Origin of the sequence: Flavobacterium sp. WC2430, assembly GCF_040822075.1 — a bacterium.
Classification (GTDB): domain Bacteria; phylum Bacteroidota; class Bacteroidia; order Flavobacteriales; family Flavobacteriaceae; genus Flavobacterium.
Window position 1 is genome coordinate 2836326 of the sequence record NZ_CP162007.1, and the last position, 19436, is coordinate 2855761.

Consider the following 19436-nt stretch of genomic DNA (forward strand, 5'->3'; position numbering starts at 1 on the left):
AACTCATTTCCTAATTATATTTTTTAAACTATTCGTCCCCAAATAATTATTTTTTTCAAAGCTATATTTCGAACTAGATTTAATCGTAATTTGATGTTACTTACCGAAATAATAATTAAACGAATTAAAAATGAGGGTCCATTATCTTTTCGGGATTTTATGGAGATGGCTTTGTATTTTCCTGAATTAGGCTATTACAATTCTATGAAAAATAAAATTGGAGAAGATGGCGATTTTTATACCAGTGCCAGTCTTTCTGAATCTTTTGGTGCAATGATAGGCCGGCAAATAGAAGAAATGTGGGAAATACTGGATAGAAAGCCCTTTAAAATTATTGAATACGGAGCAGGAACGGGGCTTTTATGTCGGGATATTTTACATTATTTAAAAAATAACACCACATTATACAAAGACTTAAGCTATTGCATAATAGAAAAAAGTGAGAGTATGCGTGCTGTTGAAAAGAAATATTTAATTGAAAAAGTAACTTGGCACAATTCTATAAAAACAATTCCAGATATAAATGGCTGTATCTTATCCAATGAAGTTATTGATAATTTTTCAGTTCATCAAGTAGTAATGGACGAAGAACTTAAAGAAGTATTTGTAGATTATGACAATGGATTTATCGAAGTGCTACAGCCAGCTAAAAAGGAGCTTAAAGAGTACCTAAAAACTTTAAAAGTAGTACTTCCAAAAGGATATCGAACAGAAATTAATCTGGAAGCAATAGCATGGATAAAGGAAGTTTCACAATTTCTAAATAAAGGATATATTATTACAATTGATTATGGCTCTTTCTCTTCTGATCTATATCGAAATGCTAGAAGCAGTGGCACATTATTATGCTATAACAATCATCAAAAAAATGAAAATCCATACCAACTTATAGGTTATCAAGATATTACGTCACATACTAATTTTTCGGCACTTGGCCGTTGGGGTTTAGAATATGGAATTAATTATTGTGGAATGATTGATCAAACCAATTTTTTAAGAGCACTTGGCATTAAAGAATACCAAAACAGAGCCTTAAACAATCCCTTATGTAAAAGTCAAGTAAAAATTCATGAATCCTATATTAATTACGGATTATTGATGGCGATGGGAATGAAATTTAAAGTATTAATTCAACAAAAAGGAATAAACCAAAACTCTTTATCAGGATTAAAATTTGCAAAAACTTCAGTAATTAAAACTATTGAATAAGTCCCTTTTTCATAATCTATATTTAATTTTGAATTAAGTAAATTATCCTTTTCATAATATAATCGCATTACCTATATTTGCTATCGAATAAAATTTATATGGAACAATTTGTAGTATCGGCTCGTAAATATCGTCCACAAACATTTAATGATGTTGTTGGACAAAAAGCCATTACCAATACTTTATTGAATGCCATAGAAAGCAATCACCTTGCTTCTGCCCTCTTGTTTACTGGACCTCGCGGTGTTGGTAAAACTACTTGTGCTCGAATTTTAGCTCGGAAAATTAATCAACCTGGTTATGATGACCCAAATGAAGATTTTGCTTTTAATGTCTTCGAATTGGATGCTGCTTCAAATAACTCTGTTGATGATATTAGAAATTTAATTGACCAAGTTCGCATTCCCCCACAAACTGGGAAATATAAAGTTTATATAATTGATGAGGTACACATGTTATCATCAGCTGCATTTAATGCTTTTTTAAAAACATTAGAAGAGCCACCAAAGCACGCTATTTTTATTTTGGCAACTACTGAAAAACATAAAATTATTCCAACGATTTTATCACGTTGTCAAATATTTGATTTTAAAAGAATAACAGTAAAAGATGCTAAAGAACATCTTGCAGAAGTAGCTACGAATCAAGGTGTCGTTTACGAAGACGATGCATTACATATCATCGCTCAAAAAGCAGATGGCGCCATGCGTGATGCTTTGTCTATTTTTGACAGAGTAGTTTCTTATTGTGGTGCAAACTTAACACGTCAAGCAGTTACTGAAAATTTAAATGTTCTTGACTACGAGACTTATATTACAGTTACTGATTTAATACTTGAAAATAAAATTCCTGATTTACTAATGGCGTTCAATGAAATTCTTTCAAAAGGATTTGATAGCCATCATTTTGTATCTGGATTAGCTTCTCATTTTAGAGATCTATTAGTAAGCAAAAACCCGTCAACTCTATCGTTATTAGAAGTAGGTGAACAAGCTCAAAAAATGTACGGTTTACAGGCTCAAAAATGCAGTCAAGACTTTTTATTAAAAGGAATTGCTATTGCAAATGACTGTGATTTAAAATACAAGCTAAGTCAAAATCAACGCTTACTTGTAGAACTTTGTTTGATGCAACTAGCCTCTATCACTTTTGATGGAGAAAAAAAAAAGTTGAGTCCTTTATAATTCCCCCAACTTATTTTAGAAAGAATGATTATTCAATAGCTGATAATACTAAAGCTACTGAACCAGTTAAAACAGCTGAAATTCCTGTTACCAATACAATTGAAGTTGCAGTAAGCACAGAACCAGAAAATATTATTTCTCCAAGTTCTTCTACAAGAATTATTGAATCAAATTCAGATGAACCAAAAATTTCAGCCTTTTCACTATCTAGTATTCGAGCCAAAAAAGCTTTAGAAGAAAGCAGTAAGTCCTTTGTAAAAGAGTCAGTGCATTTACCTACAGAAACCTTCACTGAAACAGAAATGTTAATTCAATGGACAAAATACGCCAAACGACTGGGTGACAAAGGATTTAAAATAATGGAATCAATATTACTTATCAATGACCCCGTTTTGAATGGATCCACTACAATACATTTTGAATTACCAAATGAAGGTTCGAAATTAGATTTTGAAAGTGAAAAAAATGGACTCTTAGGGTATTTAAGAAGTCATTTACACAATCATGACCTATCTATAGAAGTGATAGTTAATGAAAGTATTACTAGTAATAAAAGCTTTAACGATCAAGATCGTTACAATAGGTTACATGAAATAAATCCTAATATAGAACTACTAAGAACTACTTTTGGTTTGGATTTAAATGCCTAATTTATTTTATTAAACTCTTTTCAATACGAGTATCAGGTACTAACCAAATTAATGCCACAATTAAATAAATCACTCCCGAAATCCATTGGTTAAAAAAGGAAATAATAATTCCCAAAATATATAAAACGATTGACAACTTTCCTTTTAGGTCATTTTTAGTAGCTTTCCCTACTAAAGAATCTACTCCTTCCGTCTTTACAATACACGTTTGCAATAGATTAAAAGCTATTGCTGAAAACATTAGAATAACTCCGTATAAGGTCATTGTTGACTTTGAAAAATAATTTTCTCCCATCCAAGCTGTTGAAAATGGAATTAAGGACAACCAAAAAAGTAAATGCAAATTTGCCCATAACATTTTACCGTTAACTTTTGTAAGCCCTTGAAGTAAATGATGGTGATTGTTCCAATAAATACCTATATATAAAAAACTTAAAACATAACTTAAAAATTTTGGAAAAACAGAGATTAAATCCTGAAATTCTTTTCCTTCAGGTGCTTTGATTTCTAAAATCATGATAGTAATGATAATTGCTAAAACACCGTCACTAAAAGCTTCTAATCTATTTTTATTCATCTTTTAGTTATATTTTTTCATAATACATTGCTTTTACAATTCCATCTGAAAGTCCAATTTTAGGCACATAAATCTGTCTTGCCCCACTCCACTTCATTGCATTAAGATAAATTCTAACTGCAGGAATAATTACATCAGCACGATCAGGGTTTAAACCTAATTCAGAAATTCTTTGCTCATAAGTTAATGAATTCAAAAAAGCATATTGAGAATTTATATAAATGTATGATAAAGGTTTCTCTTGCGTTTTACCCGACATTTTAAATAATTTATTGATATTCCCACCAGATCCAATAAGAGTTACTTCCTCATAATCAGCCGTATTTGTTCTAATCCATTTTTCAATTTCTTCCCAAACAACATCACAAACCATATTATTTAATAACCGAACAGTACCAGCCTTAAATGATCTGGAATTTACCATCTTACCATTAGAAAATAACGTAAATTCAGTACTTCCACCACCAACATCAACAAAAAGATACGTTTGATCCGTTTTTAATAAGTGATGTAAATCTGTCGATGCTATAATTGCGGCTTCTTTTTTACCATCAATAATTTCAATATTAATATCTGCTTTTTCTTTAATAACTTCTACCACTTCTTTTCCATTATAAGCTTCTCTCATTGCTGATGTGGCAAACGCTTTATAAGACTGCACCTTATGCACTTTCATTAAAAGATTAAATGCCTTCATTGCATCACACATCCTTTCGATATTCTCTTCGGAAATTTCACCAACTGTAAAAGCATCTTGTCCTAAACGAATTGGCACACGAACTAATGAGCTCTTATTAAATTGAGCTTCTTTACCCTCTTGTTCAACAATATTAACAATCAATAATCGCATGGCATTTGATCCAATATCGATTGCAGCATATTTTTTTATCTTAATCATTCTCTCTTATGAATTTTTATTTTTCAAAACGGTACTAAAAAAGTAATTTATTAAAATGTTTCTTCTAATAAATCTACTTTTCTTTGGTAGTATTTATACGTTTCAATTTGTGCTCTAAATATTGGGGCACCATTTCTTTCTCTATATTTATTATCTAATTTATCAGAATGGTAGCGCGCTTTTACATTTCCTTTCCAACCTAAATCAAAATTATCAATCAATTCATTTTTAATTTCTTGATCATAAATTGGGCAAGTTACTTCGACCCTACCGTCTAAATTTCGTGTCATAAAATCAGCTGAAGATATATAAACCTCCGTTTGCCCTCCATTACCAAAAATATAAATTCTAGAATGTTCTAAATAATTATCAACAATACTAATCGCTTCAATATTAGCACTCATTCCTTTAACACCAGGTATTAAAGAACAAATTCCTCTGACTTCTAGTTGAATTTTCACTCCTGCATTACTTGCTTCATATAGTTTATCAATCATTCCAAAATCAGACAAACTATTCATTTTTAGCTTTATATATGTTTTTCTCCCAGCGAGAGCATGGGAAATTTCTCTATCTATTAATTTATAAAATCGAGTACGTGTGTAATGCGGTGAAACAATAAGATGCTTATAACGATGAATTCTATAATTGATGTCAAAAAATTCAAATACTTTCGAAATATCTTTCAAAATTTGTTGATGACTCGTGAATAAAGTTACATCAGTATAAACTTTAGCAGTTGACTCGTTAAAATTTCCAGTTGAAATAAACCCATATCGTTTTGTTTTTCCTTTTTCATTTCTTTCGATCACGCAGATTTTGCTGTGTACTTTCAGTCCTTTAATTCCAAAAATAAGATTGATTCCTTCCTGTTGCATTTGCTCTGCGTAGGAAATATTAGAAGCCTCGTCAAAGCGAGCTTGCAACTCAATTTGTACTGTTACTTTCTTTCCATTTTTTGCAGCATTAATAAGAGAGCTAATAATTTGAGAATTTTTAGCCAGTCGGTAAAGTGTAATTTTAATAGAGGTAACTTTAGGATCTAGCGCCGCTTCTCTCAAAAATTTTGTGAGATATGAAAAAGATTGATAAGGTGCATTTAGCAAATAATCTTTTTTACTTATTTTTTCTAATATACTTCCTTCTATGCTTAATCCCGGAATAGGTAAAGGAACATTTGTTTTGTATAATAAATCAAATCTTCCAAGGTTTGGAAAATTCATATAATCCCTTCTATTATGGTATCTTCCTCCTGGTATAATACTATCAGTGGAAACAATTTTCATTTTATCTAAAAAAAACTGTAAGGTATCTTTTTCTATTAATTGATCATAAATAAAACGAACTGGCTCACCAATTCTTCTGTCTTTTACACTAGTTGAAATTTTCTCTAACATGCTTTTACTCAAGTCACTATCAATATCCAATTGTGCATCTCGACTGATTTTTATCATATGAGCTGATACACTCTCATAATCAAAAATGTTAAAAATACTTTTTAAATTATGTCGAATGACATCATCAATTAAAATAACATATTGTTTTTCATCGTTTGAAGGTAAAACAACGAAGCGATTCATTGTTTTTGGAATTTCGATAATTGCATAACGAACTTCCGCATCTGTATTCATTACTAATTTTATAGCCAAATAACCTAAATTATCTTTCAACAATGGAAATTCAGCTAAATCATTTAAAATAATAGTTACTAACTCAGGACTCAACTTTTGAATAAAAAAATCTTTTAGAAATATCTCCTGTTCAACTGAAATTTCATTTTCATTTATAATAAAAATGTTTTCATTTTCAAGTTCATTTTCGATTCCTTTAAGTATAAGTAGACTTTCTGTTTGATGTTCAATTACTATTTCAGTAATATCTTTTACTAATTGTTGAGCTGAGATACCTCCAAGAATTTTTTCTCCTGATTTACCAGAAAGACTCAATCTTCGTATTGCTGCAAATCGAACTCTAAAAAATTCGTCTAAATTGTTGGAGAAAATTCCTAAAAATCGCAATCTATCTAAAAGTGGTACTGAATCGTCTGCTGCTTCTTGTAGTACTCTGGCATTAAAAGCTAACCAACTTTTTTCTCTATCTATATATTTTTGATCTAACACTATATTAATTTTATTTTAAATCTTTTGGAGCTATTATTTTTTTCGTTTTACCTTTTTTTATTTTTTCCCAATAATCTGTATCAAATTGCAAAGATACAAAACCTGCTGTAGGAACATTATCTATAAAAACATCCCCAAATTTATTAACAAAATTTGTAATTGCGACATTATGTCCAAAAAGAATCAAACTATCATAAGAATTACTGCAAGATTTAACTATTTTTTCTAATTGTCTTTCATCAAAAGTGTATAGTGTATCTTTATATACAATACTTTCCATTGGATATAATAAGTTTTGAGCAAAAATTACAGCGGTATCTGATGCCCGTTTTGCAATACTACTCCAAATGATAAATGTTTTGGGCAAGTCGTTAATTATATTTAAAGATACCAAATGGGCATCTTTGTAACCCCTTTGATCTAATGGTCTATCGATATCTTTTAGAGGTGCATCCCAATTTGATTTAGCATGTCTTATTAATATTAGATTTTTCATATTCTCAATCTTTCTGATTAATTTCTTAAATATTTTAACCGAAATAGAAAGATACAATATATATAGTTATTAAACATTATTCCTTTTAAAATATTCTTAAAATCACTTTTGTATTAAAAAAAACAAGTAATCACAATTAACTCACATAAAAATTAACATAAAATTTAGATTAATTACAGATAAACCTTTGAAAATAGTTGTTTTTTAACTTTTTATTTGCTAAAAAAGCGTCATTTAACGAGTTTTTAAGCTATTCGAAGAGAAAATTAAAAAAAATAATTTAATGTAATTAGTTTAGCTCTATCTAATTACGAATGCGAATATTATTTTGTCCTAATTGAAGCTTTATAAACCTATATAAAATTGATCCTATGAAAACAATTTTACCCAATTCAAAATTAAAACAGTTTATCCTTTTTGTTCTATTCCTTCTAACAATATCTATTTCAAATTGTTATGCTCAAGATACTTTTGATGGAAATTATTGTCCAGGTCCTGGAGCTGTTGGTGATGAATATGCAACTGGGATAGTTTTTAGCCAACTATTATCTGCTAATCCGTCTTCAACCTGTCAGGTTGGAACAATTAGAGCTAAAGTTAATACACAAACTCAAGTGTTACGATTAGGAATGAATATCGGTAATAGTGGAGCAGCTCTTTTTAGATTGTATTTAGACACAGATAATAACAGCGCAACTGGATTAACTTCTGATACTTTTGGTGGAAGCATATCCGTAGCTGGTGCTGAATATATTATAGAAATTAATTCGAATGCCAAAAGTTTTGATTTATACTCTGGAAGCGGTAGTACTTTAACTCTACTTACTATTAATAATGGACTTGCTGCTAAAAGCGGTAGTATTTGTACAACTAGTGAGACCTTTTTAGAATTTAATATTCCTTTTGGTAGTGTTGGTATTAATATCTGTAATGTCAATACTCCTGGGTTAATCAATATTACAAAATTAGCATCTGTTAGCGGTAACTCCAGTAGCTCAAGTGGTTGTGTAAATACCCCTCTTACATTTGGTATTCCATTAAAAGGTTCTGTTGGCCCTAGCTCAACAGTGTGTTATGGGGACAATAGTTCAACTCTAACAATAAGTGGTGTACCAACTGGTTCAAGTATTATTAAATGGCAATCGTCTATTAGTCCTTTTACATCATGGACAGATATTGTTAATGCATCAACTACATATACTCCTACAAACTTATTTGAAACTACTAAATACAGAGCCTTATTTTCAAATTCTGGTTTATGTTCAGGCACTAATATTGCAACTGTTGAAGCTACTATATCGGTAACTCCAAAACCAGCTAAAATAACAACGTTAAAAACTATTTGTTCAGGAGAAACATATACTTGGCCTGTAAACTCAACGGGGTATACTGTTGGCGGAACGTATTTAGTAACAAACAACGGATGTACTGCCAACCAAGAATTGGTATTGACGGTAACTCCTAAACCAACTACAATATCTACTGCTGTTACTATTTGTTCTGGTGAAACATACACTTGGGCTGTAAACACAACGGATTATACAGAAAGTGGAACGTATTTAGTAACAAACAACGGATGTACTGCCAACCAAGAATTGGTATTGACGGTAACTCCTAAACCAACTACAATATCGACTGCTGTTACTATCTGTTCTGGTGAAACATACACTTGGGCTGTAAACACAACGGATTATACAGAAAGTGGAACGTATTTAGTAACAAACAACGGATGTACTGCCAACCAAGAATTGGTATTGACGGTAACTCCTAAACCAACTACAATATCGACTGCTGTTACTATCTGTTCTGGTGAAACATACACTTGGGCTGTAAACACAACGGATTATACAGAAAGTGGAACGTATTTAGTAACAAACAACGGATGTACTGCCAACCAAGAATTGGTATTGACGGTAACTCCTAAACCAACTACAATATCTACTGCTGTTACTATCTGTTCTGGTGAAACATACAATTGGGCTGTAAACACAACGGATTATACAGAAAGTGGAACGTATTTAGTAACAAACAACGGATGTACTGCCAACCAAGAATTGGTATTGACGGTAACTCCTAAACCAACTACAATATCTACTGCTGTTACTATCTGTTCTGGTGAAACATACACTTGGGCTGTAAACACAACGGATTATACAGAAAGTGGAACGTATTTAGTAACAAACAACGGATGTACTGCCAACCAAGAATTGGTATTGACGGTAACTCCTAAACCAACTACAATATCTACTGCTGTTACTATCTGTTCTGGTGAAACATACAATTGGGCTGTAAACACAACGGATTATACAGAAAGTGGAACGTATTTAGTAACAAACAACGGATGTACTGCCAACCAAGAATTGGTATTGACGGTAACTCCTAAACCAACTACAATATCTACTGCTGTTACTATCTGTTCTGGTGAAACATACACTTGGGCTGTAAACACAACGGATTATACAGAAAGTGGAACGTATTTAGTAACAAACAACGGATGTACTGCCAACCAAGAATTGGTATTGACGGTAACTCCTAAACCAACTACAATATCTACTGCTGTTACTATTTGTTCTGGTGAAACATACACTTGGGCTGTAAACACAACGGATTATACAGAAAGTGGAACGTATTTAGTAACAAACAACGGATGTACTGCCAACCAAGAATTGGTATTGACGGTAACTCCTAAACCAACTACAATATCGACTGCTGTTACTATCTGTTCTGGTGAAACATACACTTGGGCTGTAAACACAACGGATTATACAGAAAGTGGAACGTATTTAGTAACAAACAACGGATGTACTGCCAACCAAGAATTGGTATTGACGGTAACTCCTAAACCAACTACAATATCTACTGCTGTTACTATCTGTTCTGGTGAAACATACAATTGGGCTGTAAACACAACGGATTATACAGAAAGTGGAACGTATTTAGTAACAAACAACGGATGTACTGCCAACCAAGAATTGGTATTGACGGTAACTCCTAAACCAACTACAATATCTACTGCTGTTACTATCTGTTCTGGTGAAACATACAATTGGGCTGTAAACACAACGGATTATACAGAAAGTGGAACGTATTTAGTAACAAACAACGGATGTACTGCCAACCAAGAATTGGTATTGACGGTAACTCCTAAACCAACTACAATATCTACTGCTGTTACTATCTGTTCTGGTGAAACATACAATTGGGCTGTAAACACAACGGATTATACAGAAAGTGGAACGTATTTAGTAACAAACAACGGATGTACTGCCAACCAAGAATTGGTATTGACGGTAACTCCTAAACCAACTACAATATCTACTGCTGTTACTATCTGTTCTGGTGAAACATACAATTGGGCTGTAAACACAACGGATTATACAGAAAGTGGAACGTATTTAGTAACAAACAACGGATGTACTGCCAACCAAGAATTGGTATTGACGGTAACTCCTAAACCAACTACAATATCTACTGCTGTTACTATCTGTTCTGGTGAAACATATACTTGGGCTATAAACACAACGGATTATACAGAAAGTGGAACGTATTTAGTAACAAACAACGGATGTACTGCCAACCAAGAATTGGTATTGACGGTAACTCCTAAACCAACTACAATATCTACTGCTGTTACTATCTGTTCTGGTGAAACATACAATTGGGCTGTAAACACAACGGATTATACAGAAAGTGGAACGTATTTAGTAACAAACAACGGATGTACTGCCAACCAAGAATTGGTATTGACGGTAACTCCTAAACCAACTACAATATCTACTGCTGTTACTATCTGTTCTGGTGAAACATACACTTGGGCTGTAAACACAACGGATTATACAGAAAGTGGAACGTATTTAGTAACAAACAACGGATGTACTGCCAACCAAGAATTGGTATTGACGGTAACTCCTAAACCAACTACAATATCTACTGCTGTTACTATCTGTTCTGGTGAAACATATACTTGGGCTGTAAACACAACGGATTATACAGAAAGTGGAACGTATTTAGTAACAAACAACGGATGTACTGCCAACCAAGAATTGGTATTGACGGTAACTCCTAAACCAACTACAATATCGACTGCTGTTACTATCTGTTCTGGTGAAACATATACTTGGGCTATAAACACAACGGATTATACAGAAAGTGGAACGTATTTAGTAACAAACAACGGATGTACTGCCAACCAAGAATTGGTATTGACGGTAACTCCTAAACCAACTACAATATCTACTGCTGTTACTATCTGTTCTGGTGAAACATACAATTGGGCTGTAAACACAACGGATTATACAGAAAGTGGAACGTATTTAGTAACAAACAACGGATGTACTGCCAACCAAGAATTGGTATTGACGGTAACTCCTAAACCAACTACAATATCTACTGCTGTTACTATCTGTTCTGGTGAAACATACACTTGGGCTGTAAACACAACGGATTATACAGAAAGTGGAACGTATTTAGTAACAAACAACGGATGTACTGCCAACCAAGAATTGGTATTGACGGTAACTCCTAAACCAACTACAATATCTACTGCTGTTACTATCTGTTCTGGTGAAACATATACTTGGGCTATAAACACAACGGATTATACAGAAAGTGGAACGTATTTAGTAACAAACAACGGATGTACTGCCAACCAAGAATTGGTATTGACGGTAACTCCTAAACCAACTACAATATCTACTGCTGTTACTATCTGTTCTGGTGAAACATACAATTGGGCTGTAAACACAACGGATTATACAGAAAGTGGAACGTATTTAGTAACAAACAACGGATGTACTGCCAACCAAGAATTGGTATTGACGGTAACTCCTAAACCAACTACAATATCTACTGCTGTTACTATCTGTTCTGGTGAAACATACACTTGGGCTGTAAACACAACGGATTATACAGAAAGTGGAACGTATTTAGTAACAAACAACGGATGTACTGCCAACCAAGAATTGGTATTGACGGTAACTCCTAAACCAACTACAATATCTACTGCTGTTACTATCTGTTCTGGTGAAACATATACTTGGGCTGTAAACACAACGGATTATACAGAAAGTGGAACGTATTTAGTAACAAACAACGGATGTACTGCCAACCAAGAATTGGTATTGACGGTAACTCCTAAACCAACTACAATATCGACTGCTGTTACTATCTGTTCTGGTGAAACATACAATTGGGCTGTAAACACAACGGATTATACAGAAAGTGGAACGTATTTAGTAACAAACAACGGATGTACTGCCAACCAAGAATTGGTATTGACGGTAACTCCTAAACCAACTACAATATCTACTGCTGTTACTATCTGTTCTGGTGAAACATATACTTGGGCTGTAAACACAACGGATTATACAGAAAGTGGAACGTATTTAGTAACAAACAACGGATGTACTGCCAACCAAGAATTGGTATTGACGGTAACTCCTAAACCAACTACAATATCTACTGCTGTTACTATCTGTTCTGGTGAAACATACACTTGGGCTGTAAACACAACGGATTATACAGAAAGTGGAACGTATTTAGTAACAAACAACGGATGTACTGCCAACCAAGAATTGGTATTGACGGTAACTCCTAAACCAACTACAATATCGACTGCTGTTACTATCTGTTCTGGTGAAACATATACTTGGGCTGTAAACACAACGGATTATACAGAAAGTGGAACGTATTTAGTAACAAACAACGGATGTACTGCCAACCAAGAATTGGTATTGACGGTAACTCCTAAACCAACTACAATATCTACTGCTGTTACTATCTGTTCTGGTGAAACATACACTTGGGCTGTAAACACAACGGATTATACAGAAAGTGGAACGTATTTAGTAACAAACAACGGATGTACTGCCAACCAAGAATTGGTATTGACGGTAACTCCTAAACCAACTACAATATCTACTGCTGTTACTATCTGTTCTGGTGAAACATACAATTGGGCTGTAAACACAACGGATTATACAGAAAGTGGAACGTATTTAGTAACAAACAACGGATGTACTGCCAACCAAGAATTGGTATTGACGGTAACTCCTAAACCAACTACAATATCTACTGCTGTTACTATCTGTTCTGGCGAAACATACAATTGGGCTGTAAACACAACGGATTATACAGAAAGTGGAACGTATTTAGTAACAAACAACGGATGTACTGCCAACCAAGAATTGGTATTGACGGTAACTCCTAAACCAACTACAATATCTACTGCTGTTACTATCTGTTCTGGTGAAACATACAATTGGGCTGTAAACACAACGGATTATACAGAAAGTGGAACGTATTTAGTAACAAACAACGGATGTACTGCCAACCAAGAATTGGTATTGACGGTAACTCCTAAACCAACTACAATATCTACTGCTGTTACTATCTGTTCTGGTGAAACATACAATTGGGCTGTAAACACAACGGATTATACAGAAAGTGGAACGTATTTAGTAACAAACAACGGATGTACTGCCAACCAAGAATTGGTATTGACGGTAACTCCTAAACCAACTACAATATCTACTGCTGTTACTATCTGTTCTGGTGAAACATACAATTGGGCTGTAAACACAACGGATTATACAGAAAGTGGAACGTATTTAGTAACAAACAACGGATGTACTGCCAACCAAGAATTGGTATTGACGGTAACTCCTAAACCAACTACAATATCTACTGCTGTTACTATCTGTTCTGGTGAAACATACAATTGGGCTGTAAACACAACGGATTATACAGAAAGTGGAACGTATTTAGTAACAAACAACGGATGTACTGCCAACCAAGAATTGGTATTGACGGTAACTCCTAAACCAACTACAATATCTACTGCTGTTACTATCTGTTCTGGTGAAACATACAATTGGGCTGTAAACACAACGGATTATACAGAAAGTGGAACGTATTTAGTAACAAACAACGGATGTACTGCCAACCAAGAATTGGTATTGACGGTAACTCCTAAACCAACTACAATATCTACTGCTGTTACTATCTGTTCTGGTGAAACATATACTTGGGCTGTAAACACAACGGATTATACAGAAAGTGGAACGTATTTAGTAACAAACAACGGATGTACTGCCAACCAAGAATTGGTATTGACGGTAACTCCTAAACCAACTACAATATCTACTGCTGTTACTATCTGTTCTGGTGAAACATATACTTGGGCTGTAAACACAACGGATTATACAGAAAGTGGAACGTATTTAGTAACAAACAACGGATGTACTGCCAACCAAGAATTGGTATTGACGGTAACTCCTAAACCAACTACAATATCTACTGCTGTTACTATCTGTTCTGGTGAAACATACACTTGGGCTGTAAACACAACGGATTATACAGAAAGTGGAACGTATTTAGTAACAAACAACGGATGTACTGCCAACCAAGAATTGGTATTGACGGTAACTCCTAAACCAACTACAATATCGACTGCTGTTACTATCTGTTCTGGTGAAACATATACTTGGGCTGTAAACACAACGGATTATACAGAAAGTGGAACGTATTTAGTAACAAACAACGGATGTACTGCCAACCAAGAATTGGTATTGACGGTAACTCCTAAACCAACTACAATATCTACTGCTGTTACTATCTGTTCTGGTGAAACATACACTTGGGCTGTAAACACAACGGATTATACAGAAAGTGGAACGTATTTAGTAACAAACAACGGATGTACTGCCAACCAAGAATTGGTATTGACGGTAACTCCTAAACCAACTACAATATCGACTGCTGTTACTATCTGTTCTGGTGAAACATACAATTGGGCTGTAAACACAACGGATTATACAGAAAGTGGAACGTATTTAGTAACAAACAACGGATGTACTGCCAACCAAGAATTGGTATTGACGGTAACTCCTAAACCAACTACAATATCTACTGCTGTTACTATCTGTTCTGGTGAAACATACACTTGGGCTGTAAACACAACGGATTATACAGAAAGTGGAACGTATTTAGTAACAAACAACGGATGTACTGCCAACCAAGAATTGGTATTGACGGTAACTCCTAAACCAACTACAATATCTACTGCTGTTACTATCTGTTCTGGTGAAACATACAATTGGGCTGTAAACACAACGGATTATACAGAAAGTGGAACGTATTTAGTAACAAACAACGGATGTACTGCCAACCAAGAATTGGTATTGACGGTAACTCCTAAACCAACTACAATATCGACTGCTGTTACTATCTGTTCTGGTGAAACATATACTTGGGCTGTAAACACAACGGATTATACAGAAAGTGGAACGTATTTAGTAACAAACAACGGATGTACTGCCAACCAAGAATTGGTATTGACGGTAAGTCCTAAACCAACTACAATATCTACTGCTGTTACTATCTGTTCTGGTGAAACATACACTTGGGCTGTAAACACAACGGATTATACAGAAAGTGGAACGTATTTAGTAACAAACAACGGATGTACTGCCAACCAAGAATTGGTATTGACGGTAACTCCTAAACCAACTACAATATCTACTGCTGTTACTATCTGTTCTGGTGAAACATACAATTGGGCTGTAAACACAACGGATTATACAGAAAGTGGAACGTATTTAGTAACAAACAACGGATGTACTGCCAACCAAGAATTGGTATTGACGGTAACTCCTAAACCAACTACAATATCTACTGCTGTTACTATCTGTTCTGGCGAAACATACAATTGGGCTGTAAACACAACGGATTATACAGAAAGTGGAACGTATTTAGTAACAAACAACGGATGTACTGCCAACCAAGAATTGGTATTGACGGTAACTCCTAAACCAACTACAATATCTACTGCTGTTACTATCTGTTCTGGTGAAACATACAATTGGGCTGTAAACACAACGGATTATACAGAAAGTGGAACGTATTTAGTAACAAACAACGGATGTACTGCCAACCAAGAATTGGTATTGACGGTAACTCCTAAACCAACTACAATATCTACTGCTGTTACTATCTGTTCTGGTGAAACATACAATTGGGCTGTAAACACAACGGATTATACAGAAAGTGGAACGTATTTAGTAACAAACAACGGATGTACTGCCAACCAAGAATTGGTATTGACGGTAACTCCTAAACCAACTACAATATCTACTGCTGTTACTATCTGTTCTGGTGAAACATACAATTGGGCTGTAAACACAACGGATTATACAGAAAGTGGAACGTATTTAGTAACAAACAACGGATGTACTGCCAACCAAGAATTGGTATTGACGGTAACTCCTAAACCAACTACAATATCTACTGCTGTTACTATCTGTTCTGGTGAAACATACAATTGGGCTGTAAACACAACGGATTATACAGAAAGTGGAACGTATTTAGTAACAAACAACGGATGTACTGCCAACCAAGAATTGGTATTGACGGTAACTCCTAAACCAACTACAATATCTACTGCTGTTACTATCTGTTCTGGTGAAACATACAATTGGGCTGTAAACACAACGGATTATACAGAAAGTGGAACGTATTTAGTAACAAACAACGGATGTACTGCCAACCAAGAATTGGTATTGACGGTAACTCCTAAACCAACTACAATATCTACTGCTGTTACTATCTGTTCTGGTGAAACATATACTTGGGCTGTAAACACAACGGATTATACAGAAAGTGGAACGTATTTAGTAACAAACAACGGATGTACTGCCAACCAAGAATTGGTATTGACGGTAACTCCTAAACCAACTACAATATCTACTGCTGTTACTATCTGTTCTGGTGAAACATATACTTGGGCTGTAAACACAACGGATTATACAGAAAGTGGAACGTATTTAGTAACAAACAACGGATGTACTGCCAACCAAGAATTGGTATTGACGGTAACTCCTAAACCAACTACAATATCTACTGCTGTTACTATCTGTTCTGGTGAAACATACACTTGGGCTGTAAACACAACGGATTATACAGAAAGTGGAACGTATTTAGTAACAAACAACGGATGTACTGCCAACCAAGAATTGGTATTGACGGTAACTCCTAAACCAACTACAATATCGACTGCTGTTACTATCTGTTCTGGTGAAACATATACTTGGGCTGTAAACACAACGGATTATACAGAAAGTGGAACGTATTTAGTAACAAACAACGGATGTACTGCCAACCAAGAATTGGTATTGACGGTAACTCCTAAACCAACTACAATATCTACTGCTGTTACTATCTGTTCTGGTGAAACATACACTTGGGCTGTAAACACAACGGATTATACAGAAAGTGGAACGTATTTAGTAACAAACAACGGATGTACTGCCAACCAAGAATTGGTATTGACGGTAACTCCTAAACCAACTACAATATCTACTGCTGTTACTATCTGTTCTGGTGAAACATACAATTGGGCTGTAAACACAACGGATTATACAGAAAGTGGAACGTATTTAGTAACAAACAACGGATGTACTGCCAACCAAGAATTGGTATTGACGGTAACTCCTAAACCAACTACAATATCTACTGCTGTTACTATCTGTTCTGGTGAAACATACACTTGGGCTGTAAACACAACGGATTATACAGAAAGTGGAACGTATTTAGTAACAAACAACGGATGTACTGCCAACCAAGAATTGGTATTGACGGTAACTCCTAAACCAACTACAATATCTACTGCTGTTACTATCTGTTCTGGTGAAACATACAATTGGGCTGTAAACACAACGGATTATACAGAAAGTGGAACGTATTTAGTAACAAACAACGGATGTACTGCCAACCAAGAATTGGTATTGACGGTAACTCCTAAACCAACTACAATATCGACTGCTGTTACTATCTGTTCTGGTGAAACATATACTTGGGCTGTAAACACAACGGATTATACAGAAAGTGGAACGTATTTAGTAACAAACAACGGATGTACTGCCAACCAAGAATTGGTATTGACGGTAAGTCCTAAACCAACTACAATATCTACTGCTGTTACTATCTGTTCTGGTGAAACATACACTTGGGCTGTAAACACAACGGATTATACAGAAAGTGGAACGTATTTAGTAACAAACAACGGATGTACTGCCAACCAAGAATTGGTATTGACGGTAACTCCTAAACCAACTACAATATCTACTGCTGTTACTATCTGTTCTGGTGAAACATACAATTGGGCTGTAAACACAACGGATTATACAGAAAGTGGAACGTATTTAGTAACAAACAATGGATGTACTGCCAACCAAGAATTGGTATTGACGGTAACTCCTAAACCAACTACAATATCGACTGCTGTTACTATCTGTTCTGGTGAAACATACACTTGGGCTGTAAACACAACGGATTATACAGAAAGTGGAACGTATTTAGTAACAAACAACGGATGTACTGCCAACCAAGAATTGGTATTGACGGTAACTCCTAAACCAACTACAATATCGACTGCTGTTACTATCTGTACTGGTGAAACATACAATTGGGCTGTAAACACAATGGATTATACAGAAAGTGGAACGTATTTAGTAACAAACAACGGATGTACTGCCAACCAAGAATTGGTATTGACGGTAACTCCTAAACCAACTACAATATCTACTGCTGTTACTATCTGTTCTGGTGAAACATATACTTGGGCTGTAAACACAACGGATTATACAGAAAGTGGAACGTACCTAGTAACGAACAATGGATGTACTGCCAACCAAGAATTGGTATTGACGGTAACGGCTCCAATCACAATAATAAGTCCAGCATGTAATACTGATAGTTCATTAACTATTGATTTAACTACTCTATTGCCCCAAGGGACTCCTTTAAATGGAACTTGGATTGACGATAACACTGGAACTTTGGTTGGTAGTATATTCTCTCCTTTTGGAGTTCCTTCTGGAAATTATGATATCAAGTATATAATTAATACAGATGGATGTCAAAGTTTCATCATAAAAATGAATGTTTCTGATGAGGATTGTGGTATTGTTTTAGGATGTGGTGTCGTTGAAGTACACAATGCTTTTTCTCCTAATGGTGATGGAATTAATGAGCAATTTATAATTGATAATATAGAAGACACAATATGTTATCCCGAAAATACTGTTGAAATCTATAACCGTTGGGGAATATTAGTTTATGAAACTCAAGGATATAATAATACTAGTAAAGTTTTTACGGGTATATCACAAGGTAGAACGACAATTAGCCAGTCTTCTGGATTACCTTCTGGAACGTATTTTTATATATTAAATTATACATCAGTTGATGGGAATGGAAATATTCAAACCAATAAAAAGAATGGTTATTTATACCTTACAAGATAA

At 34.5% G+C, this 19436-nt stretch carries 9 protein-coding genes; 4 read left to right on the plus strand and 5 right to left on the minus strand.

The window, feature by feature from the left end; genetic code table 11:
* Positions 1-93: 93 nt before the first annotated feature.
* Positions 94-1209, plus strand: coding sequence for a class I SAM-dependent methyltransferase (locus tag AB3G36_RS12445; RefSeq protein ID WP_367753210.1), 1116 nt, complete (start codon positions 94-96; stop codon positions 1207-1209).
* Positions 1210-1307: 98 nt separating this feature from the next.
* Positions 1308-2393 (plus strand): DNA polymerase III subunit gamma/tau, encoded by a 1086-nt coding sequence (gene dnaX, locus AB3G36_RS12450; protein WP_367753212.1) that lies wholly within the window; start codon positions 1308-1310, stop codon positions 2391-2393.
* 28 nt (positions 2394-2421) lie between these two features.
* Here dnaX and AB3G36_RS12455 read toward each other — a convergent pair whose 3' ends face one another.
* On the minus strand, positions 2422-2685 hold the full coding sequence (locus tag AB3G36_RS12455; protein ID WP_367753214.1) for a hypothetical protein: 264 nt from the start codon (positions 2683-2685) through the stop codon (positions 2422-2424).
* 67 nt (positions 2686-2752) lie between these two features.
* Here AB3G36_RS12455 and AB3G36_RS12460 point away from each other — a divergent pair, with 67 nt between their 5' ends.
* Entirely contained in the window at positions 2753-3043 is a 291-nt protein-coding gene (locus AB3G36_RS12460; RefSeq protein WP_367753216.1) for a DNA polymerase III, read from the plus strand.
* A 1-nt stretch (position 3044) separates the two neighbouring features.
* Here AB3G36_RS12460 and AB3G36_RS12465 read toward each other — a convergent pair whose 3' ends face one another.
* Genes AB3G36_RS12465 through AB3G36_RS12480 form a run of 4 tightly spaced genes read right to left on the minus strand, consistent with a single transcriptional unit; the run spans position 3045 to position 7134 of the window.
* Positions 3045-3620, minus strand: coding sequence for a TMEM175 family protein (locus AB3G36_RS12465; RefSeq protein WP_367753218.1), 576 nt, complete (start codon positions 3618-3620; stop codon positions 3045-3047).
* A 7-nt stretch (positions 3621-3627) separates the two neighbouring features.
* Positions 3628-4518, minus strand: coding sequence for a Ppx/GppA phosphatase family protein (locus tag AB3G36_RS12470; protein ID WP_367753220.1), 891 nt, complete (start codon positions 4516-4518; stop codon positions 3628-3630).
* 50 nt (positions 4519-4568) lie between these two features.
* A complete protein-coding gene (gene ppk1 / locus AB3G36_RS12475) occupies positions 4569-6638 on the minus strand; it encodes a polyphosphate kinase 1 (protein WP_367753222.1) in 2070 nt (689 codons plus the stop codon).
* Between the two features lie 10 nt (positions 6639-6648).
* The gene (locus tag AB3G36_RS12480; protein ID WP_367753224.1) at positions 6649-7134 is read right to left on the minus strand and encodes a histidine phosphatase family protein; all 486 of its coding nucleotides are present in this window, start codon (positions 7132-7134) and stop codon (positions 6649-6651) included.
* Between the two features lie 371 nt (positions 7135-7505).
* Between AB3G36_RS12480 and AB3G36_RS12485 the strand changes: the two genes are divergently transcribed.
* The gene (locus AB3G36_RS12485; protein ID WP_367753226.1) at positions 7506-19436 is read left to right on the plus strand and encodes a gliding motility-associated C-terminal domain-containing protein; all 11931 of its coding nucleotides are present in this window, start codon (positions 7506-7508) and stop codon (positions 19434-19436) included.

Bases quoted from the DNA above. Each gene is read 5' to 3' on its own strand.
- AB3G36_RS12445 (WP_367753210.1), top strand. From the start codon at position 94: ATGTTACTTACCGAAATAATAATTAAACGAATTAAAAATGAGGGTCCA.
- dnaX (WP_367753212.1), top strand. From the start codon at position 1,308: ATGGAACAATTTGTAGTATCGGCTCGTAAATATCGTCCACAAACATTT.
- AB3G36_RS12460 (WP_367753216.1), top strand. From the start codon at position 2,753: ATGGAATCAATATTACTTATCAATGACCCCGTTTTGAATGGATCCACT.
- AB3G36_RS12465 (WP_367753218.1), bottom strand. From the start codon at position 3,620: ATGAATAAAAATAGATTAGAAGCTTTTAGTGACGGTGTTTTAGCAATT.
- AB3G36_RS12470 (WP_367753220.1), bottom strand. From the start codon at position 4,518: ATGATTAAGATAAAAAAATATGCTGCAATCGATATTGGATCAAATGCC.
- AB3G36_RS12480 (WP_367753224.1), bottom strand. From the start codon at position 7,134: ATGAAAAATCTAATATTAATAAGACATGCTAAATCAAATTGGGATGCA.
- AB3G36_RS12485 (WP_367753226.1), top strand. From the start codon at position 7,506: ATGAAAACAATTTTACCCAATTCAAAATTAAAACAGTTTATCCTTTTT.